At 63.4% G+C, this 21,767-nt stretch carries 24 protein-coding genes; 14 read left to right on the top strand and 10 right to left on the bottom strand.

What is annotated here, in order from left to right; all coding sequences use genetic code 11:
* The first annotated feature begins 5 nt into the window (after positions 1–5).
* The 8 genes from CH274_RS13145 to CH274_RS29185 all read left to right on the top strand — a co-directional run bounded on the left by CH274_RS13145 (position 6) and on the right by CH274_RS29185 (position 6,995).
* Entirely contained in the window at positions 6–230 is a 225-nt protein-coding gene (locus CH274_RS13145; protein WP_094657690.1) for a hypothetical protein, read from the top strand.
* A 3-nt stretch (positions 231–233) separates the two neighbouring features.
* Positions 234–1,997 carry an SGNH/GDSL hydrolase family protein gene (locus tag CH274_RS13140; RefSeq protein ID WP_094657689.1) on the top strand — a complete coding sequence of 588 codons (1,764 nt, stop codon included), beginning with the start codon at positions 234–236 and terminating at the stop codon, positions 1,995–1,997.
* A 1-nt stretch (position 1,998) separates the two neighbouring features.
* Positions 1,999–2,235, top strand: a complete 237-nt coding sequence (locus CH274_RS13135) for a hypothetical protein (RefSeq protein ID WP_094657688.1) — start codon at positions 1,999–2,001, stop codon at positions 2,233–2,235.
* Position 2,236: 1 nt separating this feature from the next.
* Positions 2,237–4,219 (top strand): hypothetical protein, encoded by a 1,983-nt coding sequence (locus tag CH274_RS13130; protein ID WP_094657687.1) that lies wholly within the window; start codon positions 2,237–2,239, stop codon positions 4,217–4,219.
* A gap of 66 nt (positions 4,220–4,285) precedes the next feature.
* Positions 4,286–5,515, top strand: coding sequence for a hypothetical protein (locus CH274_RS13125; protein WP_094657686.1), 1,230 nt, complete (start codon positions 4,286–4,288; stop codon positions 5,513–5,515).
* 144 nt (positions 5,516–5,659) lie between these two features.
* The gene (locus tag CH274_RS13120; RefSeq protein ID WP_094657685.1) at positions 5,660–6,601 is read left to right on the top strand and encodes a tyrosine-type recombinase/integrase; all 942 of its coding nucleotides are present in this window, start codon (positions 5,660–5,662) and stop codon (positions 6,599–6,601) included.
* Entirely contained in the window at positions 6,598–6,855 is a 258-nt protein-coding gene (locus tag CH274_RS13115) for a hypothetical protein (protein ID WP_094657684.1), read from the top strand. The genes CH274_RS13120 and CH274_RS13115 overlap by 4 nt, the downstream gene beginning before the upstream one ends.
* Positions 6,856–6,857: 2 nt before the next feature.
* The gene (locus tag CH274_RS29185) at positions 6,858–6,995 is read left to right on the top strand and encodes a hypothetical protein (protein ID WP_179275728.1); all 138 of its coding nucleotides are present in this window, start codon (positions 6,858–6,860) and stop codon (positions 6,993–6,995) included.
* A 997-nt stretch (positions 6,996–7,992) separates the two neighbouring features.
* Here the strand turns inward: CH274_RS29185 and CH274_RS13110 are convergent.
* The 4 genes from CH274_RS13110 to CH274_RS13095 all read right to left on the bottom strand — a co-directional run bounded on the left by CH274_RS13110 (position 7,993) and on the right by CH274_RS13095 (position 9,710).
* A complete protein-coding gene (locus CH274_RS13110) occupies positions 7,993–8,241 on the bottom strand; it encodes a hypothetical protein (protein WP_094657683.1) in 249 nt (82 codons plus the stop codon).
* 130 nt (positions 8,242–8,371) lie between these two features.
* On the bottom strand, positions 8,372–8,587 hold the full coding sequence (locus tag CH274_RS13105; protein WP_094657682.1) for a hypothetical protein: 216 nt from the start codon (positions 8,585–8,587) through the stop codon (positions 8,372–8,374).
* An 86-nt stretch (positions 8,588–8,673) separates the two neighbouring features.
* Positions 8,674–9,111, bottom strand: coding sequence for a lipoprotein LpqV (gene lpqV / locus CH274_RS13100; protein ID WP_094657681.1), 438 nt, complete (start codon positions 9,109–9,111; stop codon positions 8,674–8,676).
* The gene (locus tag CH274_RS13095) at positions 9,108–9,710 is read right to left on the bottom strand and encodes a DUF2637 domain-containing protein (RefSeq protein WP_179275727.1); all 603 of its coding nucleotides are present in this window, start codon (positions 9,708–9,710) and stop codon (positions 9,108–9,110) included. Before CH274_RS13095 ends, lpqV begins: the two co-directional genes overlap by 4 nt.
* Positions 9,711–10,161: 451 nt before the next feature.
* Between CH274_RS13095 and CH274_RS13090 the strand changes: the two genes are divergently transcribed.
* Positions 10,162–11,145: a helix-turn-helix domain-containing protein gene (locus CH274_RS13090; RefSeq protein WP_256993595.1), complete on the top strand. Its 984-nt coding sequence runs from the start codon at positions 10,162–10,164 to the stop codon at positions 11,143–11,145.
* A 62-nt stretch (positions 11,146–11,207) separates the two neighbouring features.
* Here CH274_RS13090 and CH274_RS13085 read toward each other — a convergent pair whose 3' ends face one another.
* The 3 genes from CH274_RS13085 to CH274_RS13075 all read right to left on the bottom strand — a co-directional run bounded on the left by CH274_RS13085 (position 11,208) and on the right by CH274_RS13075 (position 14,045).
* On the bottom strand, positions 11,208–11,978 hold the full coding sequence (locus CH274_RS13085) for an SDR family NAD(P)-dependent oxidoreductase (protein ID WP_094657678.1): 771 nt from the start codon (positions 11,976–11,978) through the stop codon (positions 11,208–11,210).
* Positions 11,979–12,005: 27 nt separating this feature from the next.
* The gene (locus tag CH274_RS13080; RefSeq protein ID WP_094647608.1) at positions 12,006–12,437 is read right to left on the bottom strand and encodes a nuclear transport factor 2 family protein; all 432 of its coding nucleotides are present in this window, start codon (positions 12,435–12,437) and stop codon (positions 12,006–12,008) included.
* Positions 12,438–12,653: 216 nt separating this feature from the next.
* Positions 12,654–14,045 (bottom strand): LLM class flavin-dependent oxidoreductase, encoded by a 1,392-nt coding sequence (locus tag CH274_RS13075; RefSeq protein ID WP_094657677.1) that lies wholly within the window; start codon positions 14,043–14,045, stop codon positions 12,654–12,656.
* A gap of 170 nt (positions 14,046–14,215) precedes the next feature.
* Between CH274_RS13075 and CH274_RS13070 the strand changes: the two genes are divergently transcribed.
* The 4 genes from CH274_RS13070 (at position 14,216) to CH274_RS13055 (ending at position 17,610) form a co-directional block, all read left to right on the top strand.
* Positions 14,216–15,223, top strand: coding sequence for a methionine ABC transporter ATP-binding protein (locus CH274_RS13070; RefSeq protein WP_094631634.1), 1,008 nt, complete (start codon positions 14,216–14,218; stop codon positions 15,221–15,223).
* A gap of 83 nt (positions 15,224–15,306) precedes the next feature.
* Positions 15,307–15,924 carry a methionine ABC transporter permease gene (locus CH274_RS13065; protein WP_217901425.1) on the top strand — a complete coding sequence of 206 codons (618 nt, stop codon included), beginning with the start codon at positions 15,307–15,309 and terminating at the stop codon, positions 15,922–15,924.
* Positions 15,925–15,950: 26 nt separating this feature from the next.
* Positions 15,951–16,838 carry a MetQ/NlpA family ABC transporter substrate-binding protein gene (locus CH274_RS13060; RefSeq protein WP_094631635.1) on the top strand — a complete coding sequence of 296 codons (888 nt, stop codon included), beginning with the start codon at positions 15,951–15,953 and terminating at the stop codon, positions 16,836–16,838.
* A 97-nt stretch (positions 16,839–16,935) separates the two neighbouring features.
* Complete coding sequence (locus tag CH274_RS13055; RefSeq protein WP_094631636.1) at positions 16,936–17,610, top strand: nitroreductase; 675 nt, start codon at positions 16,936–16,938, stop codon at positions 17,608–17,610.
* On the opposite strand, the gene CH274_RS13050 is transcribed toward CH274_RS13055, so the two are convergent.
* The gene (locus CH274_RS13050) at positions 17,607–17,849 is read right to left on the bottom strand and encodes a hypothetical protein (protein WP_094657675.1); all 243 of its coding nucleotides are present in this window, start codon (positions 17,847–17,849) and stop codon (positions 17,607–17,609) included. The two genes, CH274_RS13055 and CH274_RS13050, sit on opposite strands and share 4 nt — an antisense overlap.
* Positions 17,850–18,080: 231 nt before the next feature.
* Entirely contained in the window at positions 18,081–19,022 is a 942-nt protein-coding gene (locus tag CH274_RS13045) for an NAD(P)/FAD-dependent oxidoreductase (RefSeq protein ID WP_094657674.1), read from the bottom strand.
* A gap of 104 nt (positions 19,023–19,126) precedes the next feature.
* On the opposite strand from CH274_RS13045, the gene CH274_RS13040 reads away from it, so the two are divergent.
* Positions 19,127–20,536 carry an amino acid permease gene (locus CH274_RS13040; protein ID WP_045194817.1) on the top strand — a complete coding sequence of 470 codons (1,410 nt, stop codon included), beginning with the start codon at positions 19,127–19,129 and terminating at the stop codon, positions 20,534–20,536.
* Here the strand turns inward: CH274_RS13040 and CH274_RS13035 are convergent.
* Positions 20,533–21,699, bottom strand: a complete 1,167-nt coding sequence (locus CH274_RS13035) for an iron-containing alcohol dehydrogenase (protein WP_094657673.1) — start codon at positions 21,697–21,699, stop codon at positions 20,533–20,535. The two genes, CH274_RS13040 and CH274_RS13035, sit on opposite strands and share 4 nt — an antisense overlap.
* Between the last annotated feature and the right edge of the window lie 68 nt (positions 21,700–21,767).

Here is a 21,767-nt window from a genome sequence, read left to right as displayed (position 1 = left end):
CCGACATGCAGGTTAAGACAATCCAGTTCGACGATTTTCCCGAGGAGCTGTACGTCACCTACCACGAGGGGACGCTCAGCATCGGCACGGCAACCGGTGCCATCAGCTCGGCGTTCGTCGAGCCGCTCGAACCCGAGGTACTCGATCTGCTGCAGACCGAGCCGATTCCCGAACCCGAACCCGAGGCCGACGCCGGTGAAGAACCCGAGCACATCGAAAGTGAGGTCTGAGCTATGCCGCTGGGATATTGCAAGGTGCGGGTGAACATCACCGCGTTGGTCAAGGACGGGAACGATTCCGATATCGCCCCCGACGAGCAGGCACTGTCCGGGCAGTTGAAGCTGGTGCCGATGGTCAAGCCCGGCACACCGCTGCAGTACGACGACGGCGGGCGGAAGAAGCTCAAGGTGCTGACGGCTCTCGAGAACATCGAGATCGGGCCCTTCGGTGACATCGTCAACGGGGCAGTCGACTTCGTCACCGTGCCGGCACCGGACGCGTCGAACACGAACATCGCAGCCCTGCAGTGGCAGGCGATTTTCGTGAACCCGAAGTACGGCAACAAGATCGTCCAGATCAACGACATTTTTTTCTGGGCTGTTGCCGGGGTCGACATCGATCTCGCCGATCAGGTGAACACGGCACCGTCGTCGACGGCGGTGCAGATCACCCGGGGCCCGAGGGGTTTCGGTGTCGTCGACGTTCAGACCGAGGCCGACGAGTTGGTGTTCTTCGCCGGACCGCAGGACGACCCAGATGCGTGGCTCGAAGCGGGACGCGCTCTGCTTCCTGCTGGCGGAGGGCTGACGGTCGAGCAGATTGCAGCTGCAGCAGGGGACGCCGAGACAGCCCTCGGACAGGTACTTGCAAATAGCTACACCCCGGTGCTGACTGCGGATTCGTCTCGGCCCGGTCTCTATTTTTTTAGCGGTGCGGTCGCGACGGATGGTGCGTTGGCGGCCGCGAGCAGCTACTACAAGTCCGCAGCGCTCGCGTCGGGTTCCACTCGGCTCAAGCTGCTCACGTTGGGGGACTCGACGAACGACGGGTTCGGCTCGCCGGGTGGACCGAGTTCGTGGGCGAAGGTGTGGCCGCAGCGACTCGCCGAACTCCTGCGGTCTCAGCTCGGTCGTCCTGCCGGTGGGCGGGGCTGGATTCCGCCGTCGCCGCCGGTCGGGCCGGGGAGCTATTCGTTCAACACCGCGCAGCAGTTGCCCGCCGGCCGCACGCTCGACACGCTGAATGTGCCGACTTTTCAAACGGGCATTCCGGGCTCGCTGTGGCTGCAGCGTGGACATGCGAGCAACGCCGACGAGGTGCTCTACACCCTCTCGCCGGGTGTGACGGCGGTCGACGTTCTCACCACCGGCTACAGCGGCAACATGATCATCACCGCGGCCAATGCCGGGTCGTCGATCACGAAGTCCTCGGTCGGTGACCGGATCGTCACCAGGATCACCGATCCTGGTGCGACGGTGTCGATTCGCGGTGATGTCGGGGTCGGTCTTGCGATCCTCGGCATCATCGAGCATGTCGGCGACGACGGCGCGGGGGTCACGCAGGTCAATCTGTCGCAGGCCTCGATCCGCGCGTTCGAGGTGGCGGGATGGCTGTCGGAGTCGGACAAGTCGACGTTGCCTCTCATCGATGCGTACGACCCGCACGTTGCTCTGATCACTCTCGGCTCGAACGACAAGTCGACCGGTCGGACACAGGCGCAGATGTCGTCCGCGATGACCACGATCGTCGAGCGACTCCGCTCGGCGTCCGCGCAGATGGAGATCGTCTTCATCGTCCGCCCGGACCCCGATACCGCGTGGACCGCGTACGGCAACAACATCATCTCGACCGCGGCCACTCTGGGTGTCCGCTCGCTCGATCTGCGGGGCCAACTGTCGAGTTCGTCGCTGTACGTCGCGGACGGCGTCCACTTCAACGAAGCCGGCGAAGACGCCATGGCTGATCTGCTACTCGACTACATGAAAGTAGGTGCCTGACATGGCTGACGCGATTGTCACGGTCGACGAGTCGTCGACGCTGCCGGAGGCGGTGCGGTCGAAGCTCGAGGAGGGTCTCGACACTCGTTATGCCCCCATTGGTCTCGATGGCGAGGTGGTCAAAACCGTCAACGGATCAGCTCCAGACGGGGCCGGAAACGTCGTGGTCTCAGGCGGCGGTGGCGCGACTTTCACCGAGGACTCCACCCGTCCCGGTATCTACCTGATGGGGGCCTGACATGGCAGTAGGATTCGTCACCCTCGATGACAGCAACAACCTTCCGTCCGTGGTTACGGCTCAATTCGCCGGGGTTGTGAAAGCGCCGACCAACGGTGTCACCCCAGCTCTCTCGGCATTCCAGGCTGCGGTCACGGCCGCAAACGGAAAGCCCCTGTTCGTCCCGCCAGGTGACTACCTGTTCGACGGTTCTCTCACCGGCAAGGTGAACCTGACCTTCGCGCCCGGTGCCCGCATCTTGCAGACCGTGAACCTGCCTGCGATCGAGCTGACAGGTACAGGCTCGGAGACCTCGCGTGGCCTGCAGTCGGCGGCAGCGGCAGGGCAGAACATCATCAACTGCAACGCGGTGGGCCTCGTAGCTGGCGATTGGGTGCTGATCCGATCCGCTGCGGTGTTCCCCGGTTCGACCGCGGGCAGCAAGATCGGTGAACTCCACCGCGTCCGTCAGGTCGACGGCACCACTCAGTTCCGGACGATCAGCAACCTCGACCACTCCTACGCCATCACTACCTCGAGCGTCGTGAAGTTCGGAATGCTCGAAGGTGTTCGGCTTCTCGGCTCCGGCGAGTTCATCAACACCATCGGCGCAACGATGAAGCTCCCGATGCTCCGGTTCACGGCATGTGCCGACCTCGCTGTCGACGTCTCCATCAGGGACGCAGGCGGTCCAGGCATCACCTTGTCTGCGGACACCCTGTTCGATGTGCGCGCCCGAATCCGGGGATCTCTGAACGACGAGGCGAACGGGAACTTCGGTTACGGCGTCGAAGCATTCGGCGTTTCCTGCCACGGCCGCGCACACGTCGACATGGTCGGTGGCCGTCACGCGTTCACCACCACATCGGGCGCGACAACCGCGGGAGTCCCTCGACACATCGATGTGTACGGCATCGCGGAGGGAACCACGAACACTGCATGGGACACCCACGAGGAGGGTGAGTACATCAACTTCCGCGGTGTCACGGCGTTCGGTTGCCGCAACGGTTCGATCAAGCACCGCGCCCCGAACTCGTCGGTGATCGAGCCCGTGGTCCGAAACTGCCTCGGCCTCGGTGTCCGGTTCGCACCCACTGCATTCGGCGGCTCTCTTCATGGCGGTGAACTCCGCGACATCCGATACCTGTCCGAGGGTTCCCCCGGGGTCGGCGTCTCGATCGAGGCCGATGACGTGGTGATCAGCGGAGATCCACGGATCGACTGCGATGACCAGGCCGTTCTGGTGGCGACGGCTGCGAACCGCTCGCGCATCAAGTCGGGGTCGTTCACCGCAGGCAAGCGCGCGAACGCGGACACCAACGTCGCGATCGACTACCAGGGGACGTCGACGAACCACCGGATCGACCGCGGTGTTTCCATCGAGTCGGCGGCGGTCGGGATCAAGGCCGCAGCCACCGTCACCGATGTTCGGGTGTCACCACTCCGCAACGATGCGACATCTCGCGTGGTGGGCGATGTGCACCTACTCAGCGACGCCCTCTCGCCGCGTCGCATCGAAACACCAGCAGCCAGCACGGTTCGGTCTGCGCTGGTGCCGACAACCACGCGCGTGTACCTCGCGCCGTTGGAGATTCGGGACGATCAGCCGTGGACGTCGTTCGTGCCGAAGATCCTCGTCGGTATCGCAGGAGGTGCGGCGGACTCGGTCGAAGTCGCCGTCTACGACCTTGCTCGAAACCGACTGGCCACGACCGGGCCTCAGGTCGGACTCGACGTCGTCGGGGTGAAGACACTGCCCACACTCACGCTCACACCGTTGCTGCGCAAGCGGTACCTGTTGGCCGTGCAGTTCGTGACGGCGGGAACGCTCTCGGTGCACGCAGGCAGCTTCGCATTGGCGTCAGCCGCGAGTCTTCCCGGTACGACAGACGATCTTCTGTTGGCGGGCTACGTCACGACCGCGAGCCCGCTGCCGACCACCCTGGGAGGCGTCGCCTCGTTCGCAGTGACGACCTATCCGTGGGTGCAGCTCACTCCCGCATAACCGGCGCGTTCATTCAAACGAATGCATCCATCTGAGAGACCAGCCGTTACGTCCTACACTCCACGGATGATCATCTCAGCGGACAGCCGGGAAACCAGCGAAAAGCTGGGTTTGACAGGGCTCCTCGCGGTGGCTGCGATGTTCGCGGCTGTGCTCCAAACGATCGCGATCGCGCTACAACCGGGCGTGCCTGGGCTGACCCTGATGGATGATGCGGTGGTCGTCGTCCTGGTAGTTAGCATCTTCTTCCGGTTGGCCCATGCTCCCGGCTGGACGGCCTATGTAGTGGCCGTCTGGATGATGTTCATGGTGTTCGGCGCGGTGCGGTCCCTCGTCGAACCAGGTATCACGTTCATCTTGTTTCGGCAGGTCACCATCCCTGCGCTGCTCGTGCTGGTGGGTCTCACGCTCACGCAGTACGAGTGGCGCAGGATAGTGCGCATCGCGATATGGATTGGCATCGTGAACGCGGTCTACATGATTGTTGAGCTGCTCGGCGTGCGCATCCTGGACCCGGTGACTCTGGCGACGTACGACCGCAGCCACCTGCCGATCCGTGACGGCGTCCCGACGTACTACTTCTACTACTCCGAGTTCACCGGCAGCGAGCCGTTCTTCCGTGCGGGCGGGATGGTGCTCAACCCTCCCATCGCAGGCCTCGTGACTGGTGGCGCGCTCGCGCTGCTGTGGTGGACCAAGGACTTCCGGAACCGGAAACTGTTCATGCTCCTGCTGGCCGTGAGTACGGCCTTCACATTCGGCCGCGGCGGCATCCTCGTCGCCGCCTGCGCTATCGCACTGCCTGCAATGATCCGAGGGCTCGGGAAGTTCTGGACGATCGTCATCGCGAGCCCTGTCGCGTATCTCATCGGCACGCAGCTCGCCGACGACGGTAACAGTTCGATCCACGCGAAGGGCCTGATCGACGGCCTGCGGTTCAGCGTCGAGAGCTACGGGTTCGGTATGGGATTCGGGGTCACCGGCAACGCCCTGAAGGCGCTGCGGCGGACGTGGTCCAGTGAGAGTTTGCTCGGTATCGCGTTCGCGGCAGGTGGCATCGTGGCCGTTCTGATCGTCGCGGCGCTGTTGGCGAAGCTGTTCCTGACGATCAGCCAGGGTGGCAACTGGGAGGCCGCGGTCGGAATCGGGATGATCGTCGCCGCCCTGTTCTCCGAATCGGCCGGCGCGCTGAACGGAACGATTCCGTTGTGGTTGGCGATGGGTGTGGCGCTACGCAAGGCGTACGACTATCGGTCCTCCCAGACCGGATTGCTCGCTCCCGGTACCCGCCCATAACACCAATCGTCAGGTCACAATTTCTCGGACCGAATGGTCGAGTTCAGAGGTATGCTGGTGTGCGACTTGGAGATAAGTCGACCCCGACTAGGTGCTGGAACACCGTAAGCCGGGGCCTCGCCACAACCAGAATGGACCTGGATCATGACTGCCGATTACGGTACCCGTCTACCCGCGAACGTCACCATCCCGGATGACACCGAGTTCGAGATGCTGATCGACGCCTTCCTCTCCCGTTATGGGACATCGACCCGCAACGAGTACGGCCGCGACATCGCCATGTTTCGACAGTGGTGCGAGACGCACGCCGACGGCGTCCACCCGTTCCATGCTCGCCGCATGACGATCGAGGCGTACGTCCGCTACCTGTCCGACGAACGGGGCAATGCTGCCCGCAGCGTCAACCGCCGGCTTATCTCACTGCGTCAGTTTTTCGAGTACGCACTCGACGACGACTACGTGATGAAGAACCCGTGCCGCAATGTGCGAATGGCTCGACCGAAACTCGATCTGTCGAAGAAGGTCCATCTCAATCGCGAGGAGACGCAGAGGTTCCTCCGGGCCGCCTACGACAGCTCGCCATCCGACTACGCGATGTGCACCCTGATGGCATACCTCGGAATGCGAGTGAGCGAAGTGTGCGAGCTGAACGTCCCAGATGTCCTGCAATACTCGAAAGGGCACCGTGTGGTGACGTTCGTTGGCAAGAACGGCGACCCTGCCACGCTTCCGCAGGCACCGGTCATCATGCGAGCACTCGACACGGTGATCGAGTCCCTTGAGGACAAGCAAGGGCCGCTGTTCATCCGCCGCGACGGCACGAGGATGACTCGCCGTTCCGCAGACAGGGTTGTGAAACGGATCGCCAACAAGGCAGCGATCAACGACATGGTGGTCTCGCCGCACACGCTGCGGCACGGTGCGATCGCCAACGCCATCGACGCGGGTATCCCATTGCGGGAAGTGCAGCTCGCGGCCCGGCATCGCGACATCTCGACGACCATCCGGATCTACGACCGCGGCCGACTCAATCTTGATACCCACGCTTCGCACGGCCTGGCCGCGTACCTCGGGTCGGTAGCATGACCGGCATGCTCGTACAGCAATCGCGCGCCGGCCGCCGCAGCGTGACGTGGTCCTGTGGTCACACGGGATGCGACTTCACTGTCGTGAAGGACATGACCGGCGCGCAGCCGGGGGATCACTTCGAGTTGCCTGAGATCGCCGTGCATGTCGCCGAGGCGCATCGCGTGTTCGGCGGCAAACCAGGGGTCGAGTTTTGCCGCGACGACTGGGCACCTATCTCCCTGGCTGACCTGACATTCGACGAGGGCGAGTAGCTGTGGCCGACGACACGACGTTCACCCCGGCCGCCGACGAGGGGCAGGCCGGGTGGGTACTGCTCCCGGACGGACGCCGCGCTTACCGCTACGAGGGGTCGGACGACGTGATCATCCACAAGGAATCCGCGGGGGAGTAGTAGCTAATGGGCGATTGGCATGAGGCCTTGGCGGTGTCGGAGCGTGAGCTGGGCGCGCGTTACGCGACAGGTCCTGACTCGCGCGGGCTTATTCAGGATGCAATCGAGCATTACATGCAAGCCTGCCTCTTCCACTTGGACGGCAATACATACCTTGGAGCCGGTGGCAACGACTCGAAAGAGATGGCTCGATTCATAGGTCGGTGCCTGACTGCAGCGGGGTTCGCGGTAACGCGCTGACCTAGCGGCCACGGCCGTCGAAGCTGCTGTCTGTGCACTCTTCCGTTATCGGCGGTGTGTAGACGACAGCGCCACACTCACGGCATGCGTGCGTCCTGTGGTGGTGGATCTCGCAGGAGCAGACCTGCGACCCGACGAGCACCCGGCCGCCGGTCAGCCGATGCCCTCGCGGGCAGCGTGTAGGTGCGGGCTCGGCCCATCTGTCACCGATCCGGTACAGCTCCACCATGCCTCCCGAACGTGAGTGCGGGACGCGATCCAGGCTTCCCTTCCTGGCCGCGTCCCGCTGCCATCACGCTAACAGAACTCGAACACCCGTGCGAACAGTGCGGGTGTTTTTCTATGCCCGAATGGGCTCACAGATCCCCAACCGAAAGGGGGCACGCCATGATCCGCGAATGGATATGGCGGCAACTCGGCACACCACCCGGAGTCGCCGAGCTCGCACAACAGGGCCGGTCGTCGACGGGACTGTCACCACGGAAGAGCCCACCGCCTGACCTGTCTGGCGCGTAGCTCAACCGCACGGGAATGCTCCCCATCACCCTCGGGTGGTGGGGAGCATTTCGCGTTTCGAAACCTTCGCTCGTCGGGCCGAAAGGGTAAATTTTTCGTTAGGCGAAGCATCGAACTGAGTCAACACAACTCGGTGGATAGACCGCTCTGGGGTCGGTGGGCAGATAGTTCGTTGCGCGTGCGAACTAGACGTTTGAGCCACGGCCAGCCGAGGGGCCGGGTTTCCCCGGCCCCTTCGGGCTCAGTTGGTGCAGTACCAGCTCTCGGGCGGGGTGCCGGCGTCCAGGTCGCCGCCGCACCACTTGCAGTTGGAGTCGTGCTCAATCCGGCCCATGATGCCTTCGGCTTCTTCGATGAGGAGGGGGAGTTCGGCGGCGGAGGCGAGGGCGAGGGCGGTGATTGCCTGGGCCCATGCGTCTCCGGTGTGGTTCTGGTGCATCTCGATGGCGGCCTCGAGGTGGTTGGTGATGATCTGGTGGGTGGTGTTCATTTTCTTCTCCTCCGTTGTGGTGTACCTAATACTAGCACGCTAGTAATCTGCGCACAACCCCTGGGGGAGAGGAGAATTCAGCGATTGAGTCCGTCTCGCACAATTCAGTCGTTGTGCGAACTAACGATTCCTACCGTCGACCCTTAGCGCCGCCGCGCTTGAGCTGCGACAGACGCTGCTGTGAGAGTCCCGAATCCTCGATCATCGCTGAGGCGGACAGGCCCGCGTCGAATCCGGCAGCAACTGCCTCGGCGCGCTCGACGTCCAGCTCGGCGATCCGGGCCGTCAGCTGCTCGCGCTTGTCACGAAGGCGGCGGAGGGTGCTACGAATATCGGTCTCGTCCATGCGGCGATACTAGCGCACTAGTGGGGACTGGTCCGTCGCCCTGCTCGGCAAGATCGCTGCGCTAACTAACTATCTGATGTCCTGATTCAGCACTCACCAGCGGCCGCGGCCTTGACCGTTGCAATCAGATTCGCCTGATCCTCTGGCGTCTCACTGGCCCAGCTCCCGCTGTCGTCGACCGACACGTTTCCCGACGCATCCTCAGGCCCGGCCTGCATCAGTGCCAGCAGAACCTGAGGGTCATTGTTACCGAACGTCTCGAGCGCTGCCTTCGCCTCCGCGCATCCGGCCGCAAACTCGTCGTCGGTCAGGGTGGTCGGCACGTTCACTGCTGTCGTGAGGCCGTCGGGGGTGACCTCGTACAGATCGCCGGCGGGCGCGGGCTCGGTCGCCGCGGTAGTCGTGGTGGACTCCGCGGATGTGGTGGTGATGGTTGCCGCCGTCAAGTCTTCCGGTTCGGCGCTGTCGGTGGTGCACGCAGTCAGGGCTACGAGTGCAGTGGCAGCGATCAGTGTCCGTTTCATGTGGCTACTCCTACCAGACTTTCAGGTTCGGTCTCCTGTTTGGCGTCGTCTCGCCACCGTCGGACAGTGCGGTCGTCGACGCCGACGCGGCGGGCGATCTCACGGAACGGGACGCCACCTGCTGCGATGAGCTCGAGCGCCCGGGAACGGGGGTCGATCTCCATTTGGGATGTATCCGGCGGATCCGGGATTTCAGGGTGTTCGTCCTGGTCGGCTTTTTGGTCGGTATCTTCCGCTCGTCGCCCGAGCTCCACGGTCACAGAGGTGGTCCACAGCAGGAAGATCGGGGGAGTCAGCGCGACCCCGACGGAGATCCAGGAGTGGTGGGTGATCCAGGCGTGGACAGCATTCCCGGCGATGGAGACGATCGCGCCGGCGATGAGCAGCGACCACGCGCCGCGGCTCTGACTGAGCGCGACGACTGAGACCGTCCCGATGACTATGGTGCCGTCGACCATGATCGGCCACAGGTACGCCTCTGGGCCGAGCCCGGCGATTCGAGCAAGGTCTGCGAGGGCGATGTAGGAGATCGCGAAGCAGACGAGGGACAGGAAGACGGTGCCTCGGCGTGCCGTCGTCAGAGCTGTCGATATGGACATGGGTTCTCCCGGAACCGGACGTCGGCCAGCGACGTCGAAGTGGGTATGGTGCCCACAATCTGCCCACATATACCCACGGAATAGCACGGACTAGCACCCACTGAAACCGATAATCGACCAGGTCAGCGGTGCAGTCGGACTAGTCCGTGCTGGTGGTGAAAGTGGGTGCAGAGAGTTCGAACCCCTCTGCGCCCACCCTCGATTCGACTGCCACAGGTGTCTTGGTGCCCTGATTCGGCCGGCCGGTCATCATCGGTAACGGTGAATTTCGTCCGTGTTCGGCATGCGCTCTTCTGCGTTGCCCGTCCACTCTCGCGATGGTTCACAGCCCGTTCGTCATCGCCGTGAGGTGACGGTTACGCGTCGACGCCTCACGTGCAACGGTCCGGAAACGACTGCGCAGCATCATCGGTGGGACCAGCACGAACTTCGATACCGGCGGGGCTTGACCATGGAGCATTGGACGACCGAAGATCTGCCGGTGCCGGATCAATTCGGCTACTGGCGCGACGCGATCTGCGACGCGTTCACACCGTTGTTTCCCCGCCGCCCCGCCGCACACGCCACGGCGTCGTCGTCACCGGGCGGGATGACCGGATGGGTTCGCGCTGCACCGGTGGGTTCCATCCGGCTCGCGGAAATCGCGTCGGAGCCCCAGCTCCATCTTCACGGCCGATCGGAGGTAGCAAGAACCACGGAGGACGTGACGTTCGTGAACTTGGTCCTCGAAGGCACCTGCGTCGGGCGGCAGGCAGGCCGGACGTGTGTCGTGAACGCGGGCGACTTCGCGTTGTTCGATGCGACTCGACCGTTCGGACTCGATTACCGGAGCACGTGGCGAGTGCTGTCGATGAAGGTCCCCAACGGCATGTTGACGCCACTGATCACGGATTCGGACGGGAGAACCGCAGTATCGTTCTCGCCGACCAATGCGTCCGCGCATGTTGCCAGTGCCGCGATGAGTGCAGTGTGGCAACGGGCCGATCGAATGGAGCGCGCGGATGTCCTGGCCACCAATTCGGCCTTGCTCACACTGATCGCATCAGCGGCCGGATCGAGCGAGAACGAACGGAGCTGCGACAGCCGAAGCCTCCGGGCCGAGATGAGAGCCGCGATCAACGCCTATGTGGCAGAACAGATTCGATGTGGTTCGGTGCCTGCCGAGCAAACTGCGCGGCGTTTTTCCATCTCCGTACGCAAACTCCACCAGCTGTACGAGGAGACCGAACTCTCGTACGCCCGAACCGTCATGAAGTCGCGAGTCGAGGCGTGCGCAGCAGATCTCGACTCGGCGACCCGGCCGACGTCGATGTCCACCCTTGCAGCTCGGTGGGGTTTCGCAGACCTGTCGCATCTCAATCGCGTCTTCAGAACGCAGAAAGGTTGCCTGCCTTCGGAATACCTCGGTCGAAGGATCACGTCTGCGTCGTCCTGACGTCGGCGGACGTGCTCACCGCCCGGTACAGCATGCCCTGCAGGGCGGTGAGCGTCCGTCGGCTACATCCCGGTCATGCCGCCATCCGCAGTGAAGATGCTGCCGGTGACATACGACGCCTTGTTCGAGGCCAGGAAGAGCACGACATGTGCGATCTCCTCGGGCTCGGCGTACCGCTTGATCGCGGTGCTGTCGGCGAACTGAGACTTCGCTGCCTCGGGGTTGCCGGCCGACATGCCGTTTTCGATTCCTCGCATCATCCGAGTGTTAACCGGACCGGGACACACTGCGTTCACTCGGACACCGCTGTCTGCCGCTTCCAACGCGGCCACTCGCGTCAGGCCGATGACAGCGTGCTTCGAGGCGGTGTAGACGCCGAGGGCGGGAAAGCCGATCAACCCTGCCATCGAGGACGTATTGACGATGGCACCCGACTTCTGTGTGATCATCGTCGACAGGACGTGTTTGATGCCGAAGAAAGATCCCTTCACGTTCACGTCGAGGATCGTGTCCACGGTCTCGGCGTCGGTATCGACCAAGGCTCCGGTCTTGCCTTCCACGCCCGCATTGTTGAAGAAGACGTCGATCCTGCCGAACCGCGTCATGGCACTGGCGACGTAACCTTCGACCTCTTTTTCGCTCCTGACATCGGCTGCCACGAGTAGCAATCGGTTCTCGGGGAGGCCCAGATCGGCGGCGATCTGCTCCAGCGCCGACAGTGACAGATCCACCAACACCAGCGTCGCGCCCTGTTCGGCGAACGCCTTTGTCGCAGCATGGCCGATGCCGCCGGCTGCACCGGTGATCAGAACGACCTTGTCTTCGAAATCCATGATTGTCCTTCTTCGTTTCGCGAGTGGTCAGACGTTTTCTGTGACGGCGGTGAAGTCAGCGATCTTGGTGTGCGCGGTGACGTCTCTGCGCGAGTACTTCCACCCGCTGTCCGTCTTTTCCAGTGCGTCGTTGTACTCGCAGATCGTCCCTTCGGTGCGTCCGTCTTTCGCCGAGAAGAAGAGGAGATAGCACTTCTGAGTGGCTTCGTTGCCGTTCACCGTGATGATCTCGTTGGTCGTGAGGTGGTGCATTCGTCCGAATGCCTCGGTGACGATCGGCATGAAACCGAGCAATTCCTCCGTGCCAGTGGGGGTCTGGCCCGGAAGGAGGGCGTTGAACACGCCCGTGGCGGTGAAACAGTCTGCCCAGGCAGGACCGTCGGTTTCGTCCACCGCAAAGTTGTACCGAGCGTTCAGTTCTTGGATGGCGTGCACGTCTTCTACCGATGAAACGGTCATGGCGCTCCTGTCGAAATGGCTGAGCCGCCGATGCGCGGCGGCACTGAGACTCGGAGGGCGACAGTGACCTCGCGAGGTACCCCCACGAGCGAGAGTCGTTCTCGTCCGAGTGGGGCGACAGAATTCATCCAAGCGCGAGATCGGCGAACAGCATCGAACGAGCGTGCAGATGTTCTGGTACGGATGCGCACACATCCCGACGAGTCCGGTCGTGGGTCACGCCTGCGCGCGACGACTCCTGACTCCCCGTACGATCTGCTGCGCCCGATGCTCCTCGGGCAGTCGATTACCGTTACCGAAGAGCTTGTGACGCAACGTGCCCGGCGTGTATTCGGTGCGATAGACACCCCGCCGCTGCAATTCGGGGACGACGAATCGAACGACGTCCTCGAACGTTCCCGGGGTGATGGCGTACGCGAGATTGAAGCCGTCGACGTCGGTCTCGTCCACCCACTCCTGCAGTTGATCCGCGACTTCGCCGGGGGAGCCGACGATGCGCGGACCGGCACCACCGATGCCGCCCCACTCGGCGATATCGCGCACCGTCCACTCCTTGCCATCGGCACCGATGGACTGGAACGACGCGACGAACGACTGAATCGCATTGCTCTCGACATTGCCGAGCGGCTCGTCGAGCGCGTACCGCGACAGGTCGACGCCCATCCAGCCCGACATGAACACCAACGCACCCTCGGCACTGGCATACGACCGATACTCGTCGTGCTTGGCATGGGCGAGTTCGGATGTCTCATCGGTGACGATGGTGAGTAGCTGATAGATGCGCGCCGAGTACGGATCGCGGCCGGCATCTCGCAATGCTCGACGAACATTCGAAACCGTCTGCGCCAGAATCTCCTTGGTGGGTGCACCGACGAAGATCGCTTCGGCGTTCTGCGCCGCGAACCGTACGCCACGCGGCGACGCGCCGGCCTGGAAGATCACCGGCGTCCGCTGCGGCGACGGCTCGGCCAGATGAATGCCCGGCACCGTGAAGTGCTTGCCGCGGTGTTTGATTCGATGCACCTTGGTGGGATCGGTGAATACACCGGTCTCACGATCGCGGACCACCGCGTCGTCGTCCCACGACGCCTCCCACAGCTTGTAGAGCACCTCGAGATATTCGTCGGCGTGGTCGTACCGATCGTCGTGCTTCAGCTGATCGTCGTGTCCCATGTTCTGCGCCGCCGACGGTAGATAGCCGGTCACCACGTTCCATCCGATCCGGCCGTTGGTGAGGTGATCGAGCGTGGAGAGCCGTCGCGCGAACGGATACGGATGCTCGAATCCGGTACCCGCAGTGATCCCGAAGCCCAGATGCTCGGTGACCGCGGCCTGCGCACTGACGAGCAATAGTGGGTCCGACACCGGAATCTGCGCGCCGTGCCGAATGGCGGCGTCGTGATTACCGCCGTACACGTCGTACGTGCCGAGGACGTCGGCGACGAACAGACCGTCGAACAGGCCGCGCTCCAACAGCTTCGCCAGATCGGTCCAGTAGCCGAGTTCCTTGTATCGCCACGATTGATCCAGCGGATGACGCCAGAGACCGGGGGACTGATGCGCGACGCAGTTCATGTCGAAGGCATTGAAACGGATCTCGCGTGACACGGGGGAACTCCTTCGGCGGGACGATCTGTCTTCGATATCGACAGCGGTGCGACGCTACCGACGACCTAGGCCGGTGGGAACAGTTCGGATCGTGATGAGTCGATAGCTGGTCATCGAGTCGCCGGTAGCTCATCGTTGCGCCGTCACATCAGCGAAAAGAGCGTCGGAGCATGATCGAAATAGCGCAATTGACCAAGACGTACGGGACGGGGGAGAACACGACCGTCGTCCTCGACCGGCTGGATTTCACGGTGCAGTCCGGCGAGATCCTGGCCGTCGTCGGCCCCAGTGGTGCCGGCAAAAGCACGCTGGCCCAATGTATCAACCTCTTGACGCGGCCCACCTCGGGCTCGGTGATCGTCAACGGGGACGATCTCGCGCAGTTGAACGCCAAGCAGCTTCGGGTTGCGCGCCGGCGCATCGGCACCGTGTTTCAGTCGTCGAGTCTGCTCTCGCGCCGAACCGTGGCCGAGAACGTCGCATTGCCCCTCGACTTCCTGGGGGCGACTAAAGCCGAGACGGCCCGAAGGGTGGGTGAGCTTCTCGACCGAGTAGGGCTGTCCGACAAAGCCGCTCGCTATCCGTTTCAACTCTCGGGCGGGCAACGCCAAAGAGTGGGAATCGCGCGCGCACTGGCGCTCAGGCCGTCGGTGTTGCTGTCCGACGAGGCGACATCCGGCTTGGATCCGCAGACCACCGAATCGGTGGTCGAGTTGCTGCGTGAACTGCGTCGTGATCTCGACCTCGCCATCGTGTTCATCACCCACGAAATGGATACCGTTCTGCGAGCTGCGGATTCGGTGGCCAGGCTCGATCACGGTCGTATCGTCGAATCGGGGAAGCTGGTCGATCTGTTGACCGACCACCGCTCGCGGCTCGGCAACGAGCTGCGCCCTCGGCGTGACGACGCACAGGCTGCAGCCGGCGACGTGCACTGGAAGGTCACCTACGATTCGCCCGATGTTCCGCAGGACTGGATCGGGAGGCTGGGTCAGGATCTGGGCGTGCAGGTCGCGTTGTTGGGCGCGTCCGTGCAGGTTGTGGCCGGAGTGACGGTCGGCAGCGCGTCGATCGGCGTCGGTGGCCACCTGAGTGCACGCGTCCCTGATGCACTCACGGCGCTGGGGTTGTCCGGCTCCGTCGACGGGAATCATCCGGTATTGGAAGTCGCGTCGTGATCGCGGTACTCGCGGCAGGAAACAAGGTTCCGGTCGACGAACTGCCGGCTCTACTGTCGCCCGCGTTGGGCGACACCCTCACGATGGTCGGGATCGTGATGTCCATCGTGGTGATCGTCGGTGTTCCACTCGGAGCGGTGCTGTTCAACCTCGGTCCCGGCGGACTGTTCGAGAACCCGGTGCTGCACACGCCGGTCAGCTGGATCGTCAGCATCGGACGATCGTTGCCGTTCCTGATCCTGATGGCCGCGCTGGTTCCGGTGACCCGATGGATCACCGGAACCAACATCGGCATCGCAGCGGCAGTGGTACCGATGTCGTTGGCAGGCATCGCCTTCTTCACCCGCATCGTGGAGAACTCTCTGCGCTCGGTTCCGACGTCGGTGGTCGACGTCGCTCGGGCATCCGGTGGTTCCACACTGCAGGTCACCACCACGCAGCTGTCCGAGGCGGTTCCGTCGATCATCGGCGGGCTGACCATCAACGTCATTGCCATGATCGAATACTCGGCCATCGCCGGCACCATCGGCGCAGGCGGAATCGGTTATGTCGCAGTTACATACGGATACCAGCGATTCGATCACACCGTCATGATCGCCACGATCGTCATCCTGATTCTCACCGTCGCCGTCGTACAGCTCGTCGGCGATGCACTCGTTCGCTTCACCACACCTCATCAGCGCGCTGTGCGCACTGCCTGAACCACACCCGAAAGGTTCCATCCACCATGACAACGTCCACCGAAGCGCACGGCTTCGAGCTGAAGAACCGCCGGAAAGCGCCCTGGATCATCGCTGCCGTCGTAGTTCTGATCGCCCTCGCCGTGATCGTCCGCATCGCGTTCTTCGGCGACACCGCATCGGCCAACGACACCGAGGGAGCAACACTCGTCGTCGCCACAGCAGAGGGCAATGCGTCCGAACAGGCGCTCGTCGAATTCGTCGCAGACCAGGTTGCCCCCAAATACGGCATCACGGTCGCATTCCGCGGACTCGCAGACAGCAACACCATCAACCGCGCCGTCAGCGAAGGTGAGGTGGCCGCAACCGTCTACCAACACAAGCTGTGGCTCGGTCAGGTCCTCGAAGCGAACCCCGACTTCCAGGAGGAGGCCGCAACGCCGGTGTTCCGGTGGGGATTCGGCCTGTGGTCCGACAAGTACTCGGACCCAGCTCAATTGCCGGACGGCGCAACGGTTTCGCTGTACTCCGACCCGGCCAACGAGGCCCAAGGCCTGTGGGTACTCGAGCGAGCCGGCCTGATCACGCTCGATCCCGCTGTCGACAAGTCGACGGCCACGCAGAAGGACATCGTCGGAAACCCGAAGAATCTGAAGTTCACGCTGCTGGACTTCGCTGCGCAATCGAGGGCACTGCCGGATCTCGATGCGGCGGTGGGCTACACCGAGTACTACCTCGCCGCAGGCATTCCCGTCGAAAAGCAGATCTTCGCCCCGCCGGCACCGGACGAGTTCGCAGGCCAGCTGACCATCGGTAGCCGGTGGGCAGATACGGACAACATCAAGAATCTCGTCGCCGCATTCAAGGACCCGGCGGTGCAGGAATTCCTGGCGACCGACCCGCGTGTGAAGGACATCCTGCTTCCTCTCCAGTAGACCGGGCTGCGCCCGACGGTCCAGCACATGACCGTCGGGCGCAGCCGTGGTGTTACCTTCGACCCGCACCCGACAGCACTGACACGAGGCGGACGACGTGACCCGGTACGACGCGCTGACAGAACTACTCGACGAGCGGTACTCGTGCCGGCAGTTCCTGCCGAAGCCGGTCCCTCACGAGGTCCTCGAGCAGCTACTCACGGCCGCCCAGCGAACTCCCTCCTGGTCCAACACCCAGTCGTGGCAGATCATCGTCACCGAGGGCGATGCCACCCGAAAGTTCTCCGAGGCCTTGGTCGAGCACGTGGCGTCCGGGGCACCGCAACCGGACTTCTCGTTCCCGGCGAACTACAACGCTCTGCACCGAGCCAGACGACGCGAATGCGGTGGCGCACTCTACGAGAGCATCGGGGTGGTCAAATCCGACACCGAGGCAACGACGCGTCAGTTCATCCGCAACTACGAGCTGTTCGACGCACCGCACGCGGCCATCATCACCACCGACGCCGATCTGGGCGTGTACGGGGCCGTCGACTGCGGGTTGTACCTCCAAACCTTCCTGCTTGCTGCGCAGAGTCTCGGTCTCGGGGCCATCGCGCAGGCAGCATTGGCGGCGTACTCACCGTTTCTGCACGAATGGTTCGACATCCCGGACACCCGAAAAGTGGTGGCCGGCATCTCCTTCGGTTACCCCGACGACACACATCCGATCAACGGATTCCGTACCAGCCGAGCGCCTCTGGACGAGACGGTGACATTCGTCAGCAGCTAGGGAGCGAGCTGCGGGCCGAACTTCGTCTCGATCTCGGCGAAGAACGCATCGGCCAATGCGACGAACTGCTTCTCGTCGAGCGCGATTCGATCGCCGACGGCGTATCCGAGAATGCTTTTCGCAGGATCGAGATTTATGGTCGGATCGCTGGTCATGATGTCGTCGGCAGTCGTCATCGACGCCGCCAGGACTCGGACCTCGTTGAGTGGATTGCCGTTCTTCTTCTCCTGGCCGCGCATGCGGTGCAAAAAAATAGACCTCGAGCGTCAGGACGAGATTGTTGAAGAAAGCGACGTCGAATGCCTCGTCCACGGCAGTCGTCGTCGTTCGATTCGACGCGACCGCACGGTATGCGGCGAGCTGAGAATCGAGGCGCGCACGGCAGGCGTCGATGTATTCGCGGGAGTACGACTTCACGGACAGCACGCGGGCGATCCTAATCCGGCTCGTGGTCCGACGCCGGGCAAACGTCAGTGCGAAAGGCGGCGCACGAGTTCTCTGCCCACGTCCGTCCCCGAACGCCAGGCGCTCTCGACCCGGGGCACTCCGGACTCGCACCACTGATCGCCGGCCAGTCCGACGAAGCGTCCGTCCCGGTGCTGAAGCTCGAAGTTGGAATCGTGTTGCGCCGCAGGCTTGGCGAATGTCCACCTGTGGGCGTGGGTCCACGCGGGGTCCGCCGAGACGACGGACAATTCGCGTAGCGCGTCGAGAACCGGGGCGATCGCCCCGTCGGGGTTGTCCAGATGCTGCTGCGCGCGCCCCGACGTCGTGTGCACCACGAGAACCGGAGCGCCGTCGCCGCGCCGGGCACCGTCGTCGACGACGAAGTCGATATCGGGATGATCGTTGACGAACGCCGCGTCTCGAAAGGGAATGTCGAGTCCGTCGAATCCACACGCCACCGCGATGACCGGGTCGTAGTCGACGGCATCGGGAACGGCGGTCAGTCGCGTCGCCTGCGGATCCGGCATCGCCACCACGACATGGCCGTCGGGAAGGTCGGTCAGCTCCGTGGAATGTTCGATGTCGAAGCCGTCGAGCATGTTTCGCACCAACGATCGAAGCCCGTTCGGGGTCGCCCAGCGAACCGGGCCGGTCGTCGTGCACGGAACCGTTTCGGGTTTGAGAATGCCGAACGTGTTGGCCCACTGACGCGCCAATCCACCCGACTCCCAGTCGGCCACGACCGTCGCAAATTCTTGATCTCGGACGGTGAAGTAGCCCGCTCCCAGATCGACGCGACGGCCGTGCAACTCGGGCGAGGACATCCGCCCACCCGGAGCGCGGCCTCGGTCGACGATGCGAAACGGTACGTCCGCGTCGCGGAGAACCCGCGCGCAGGCCGCGCCTGCTATGCCGGCACCGATGATGGTGACCGGATCGGAGATGATGCCCGCTTCGGAGTTCATCCGTCCAGTATGCCGGGATTCGTCCGAATATCTCTGTACCACCGGCTGTCTGGACATATCGGTCACCCGCTGCGTCTGCGTTCACTTTGTGTTCGACTACAGGGATGGCCATTACGGAGAAGCCGGATACCGGCGAGAACGGACTCGGCACCAGCCTCAAGCCACGGCACGTGACGATGATCTCGATAGCCGGAGTCATCGGCGCAGGTCTGTTCGTGGGTTCGGCCAACGCCATCGCGACGGCAGGCCCAGCGGTGCTGCTGGCGTACCTGTTCGCGGGAACACTCGTGATCCTGGTGATGCGCATGCTGGGGGAGATGGCGACGGCCAATCCCGACACCGGCTCGTTCTCCACCTATGCCACTCGCGCCCTGGGGCATTGGGCCGGATTCTCGGTCGGATGGCTGTACTGGTGGTTCTGGGTGTTGGTGATCCCGGTCGAAGCCACCGCGGCTGCATCCATTCTCACGAACTGGCTCGGCGGCGCGCAATGGATGTGGGCACTGCTCATCGTCGTTGCCCTCACCGCGACCAACCTGATCAGCGTCGGCAACTACGGCGAGTTCGAGTTCTGGTTCGCCCTGGTGAAGGTCGTGGCCATCATCGCGTTCATCGGCCTCGGGATCGCGGCGATCTTCGGGTTGCTACCCGACTCGGAAGTCAGTGGTGTCGACCAACTCTGGGCCTCGGGTGGTTTCATGCCGCTGGGCTTCGGCGCGGTGATCGCGGCCATGCTGACGACGATGTTCTCGTTCATGGGCTCGGAGATCGTCACCATCGCCGCTGCCGAATCCAAGGATCCGGCCAAGGGAATCACCCGCGCCACCAACTCGGTGATCTGGCGAATCTCGATCTTCTACTTCGGTTCCATCTTCGTCATCGTCGCATTGGTGCCCTGGAACGAACTGGATCCCAACACGGGCTCGTACCAATTCGTCCTGTCCAAGATGGGGATCCCGCACGCCGAGACCATCATGGACATCGTCATTCTGACCGCGGTCGCGTCGTGCCTGAATTCGGCGCTCTACACCGCGTCGCGCATGCTGTATTCGCTCGGCGATCGAGGTGACGCACCGAGGGCGGTCAAGAAGATCACGACGAACGGGGTGCCGTGGGTTGCGGTGATCGCCTCGATGGTGCTCGGGTTCCTCGCGGTGGTCGGAAACTACATCCTGCCCGAGAAGCTCTTCACCTACCTGCTGGCGACCACCGGTGCCGTCGCGCTGTTCGTCTACCTGGCCATCGCCAGTAGCCAGCTGGTGCTGCGGCGTCACCTCGACCGCGACGGCGAACGCCCCGCCGTTCGGATGTGGCTCTACCCGTGGCTGACGTACCTTGCCATCGGGTTCATCGTCTTCGTGCTGGTGATGATGGTGGTGCGGCCGGAGCAGCGGTCGTCCATTCTGCTGTCGGCAGTGCTGGCGGCCGTGACCGTGATCGGTGGAATTGCGGTGCAACGCCGAAATGCGCGGCGCGACACCGTGGCCGCCCGCGCATCCGGTTCTCCCGACTAGATTCCCGCGTACACCTGCCGGTACAGGTCGACGATCTGCTCGGCTGTAGGCACCACCGGATTGTTGCCGGGGCTACCCGAGGCGAGCGCCTGCTCGGCCATCAGCGGCAACAGCTGGTCCCACTTCGCCTTCTCGATCCCGAAGGTCTCCGGCGTCGGAACCTCCACCTCACGGCACAGTGTGACGATTGCGTCCTGCAATTTGCCACCGGCAAGCCGATCCGAGTCACTTTCCGACGCCGCGCCCAGTGCGCGGGCGCAATCGGCGTAACGCGCCTGGGCCCCGTCGATCGAGAATGCCGTGACGGCAGGCAACAGCATCGCGTTGGAAAGCCCGTGTGCCACATGGAAATGCGCGCCGATCGGTCGACTCATACCGTGCACCAAACAGACGCTCGCATTGGAGAACGCCATTCCCGCCTGCGTCGAGGCATGCATCATCGCCTCGCGCGCCTGCCGGTCGTCGCCGTCCCGATAGGCCCGCAGCAACGACGTCCCGATCGTACGAATCGCACTGAGCGCCAAACCGTCGGAAATGGGGTTGGCCTTCTTGCTCACGTACGCCTCGATGGCATGAGTGAGCGCATCGACGCCGGTATCGGCCGTCAAGCGCGCCGGCATCGACATCGTCAACTCGAAGTCGATGATCGAGGCGATCGGCAGAAACGACAGCCCCGGGCACAGCATCTTCTCGTCCGAGGCCACGTCGGTGATGATGGTGAACTGAGTTGCCTCCGAACCACTTCCGGCAGTGGTAGGGATAGCGATGATCGGAAGCGCGGGGCCGGTCGACAGCACCGGAGCCTTGAAGTCCCGCATCGTGCCGCCCTGCACCGCGAGAATGGCCAGCGCCTTGGCCGTGTCCATCGGACTGCCGCCGCCGAACCCGATGATCGAATCGGCCGAATGCTGCTGCACCGCGTCGAGGCCCGCGACCAACGAATCGGTCGTCGGATCCGGAACGGTGCCCGAGAACAGAGCCGGGGTCTTCCCGGCCTCGGTCACGATCTTCATCAAACGATCCGCCGAGCCGTTACCGGCCATGAACGCATCGGTGACGAGCAACGGCCGTGACACGTCGAGATCTGTCAGCACCGTGCCCAGCTCTTCGACGGCACCGCCGCCCAGCTTGAGGAACCGAGGAAACGAGATGTTGGAAACCATGGTGTGCTCCTTCGCGAGGTGACCATGTGCGCGGAACTTCGTAACCTGCTACGAAGTTCCGCGCACAT

Source organism: Rhodococcus sp. 06-418-5, assembly GCF_002258285.1.
Taxonomy (GTDB): domain Bacteria; phylum Actinomycetota; class Actinomycetes; order Mycobacteriales; family Mycobacteriaceae; genus Rhodococcoides.
This window is presented reverse-complemented; position numbering and strand designations above follow the sequence as displayed.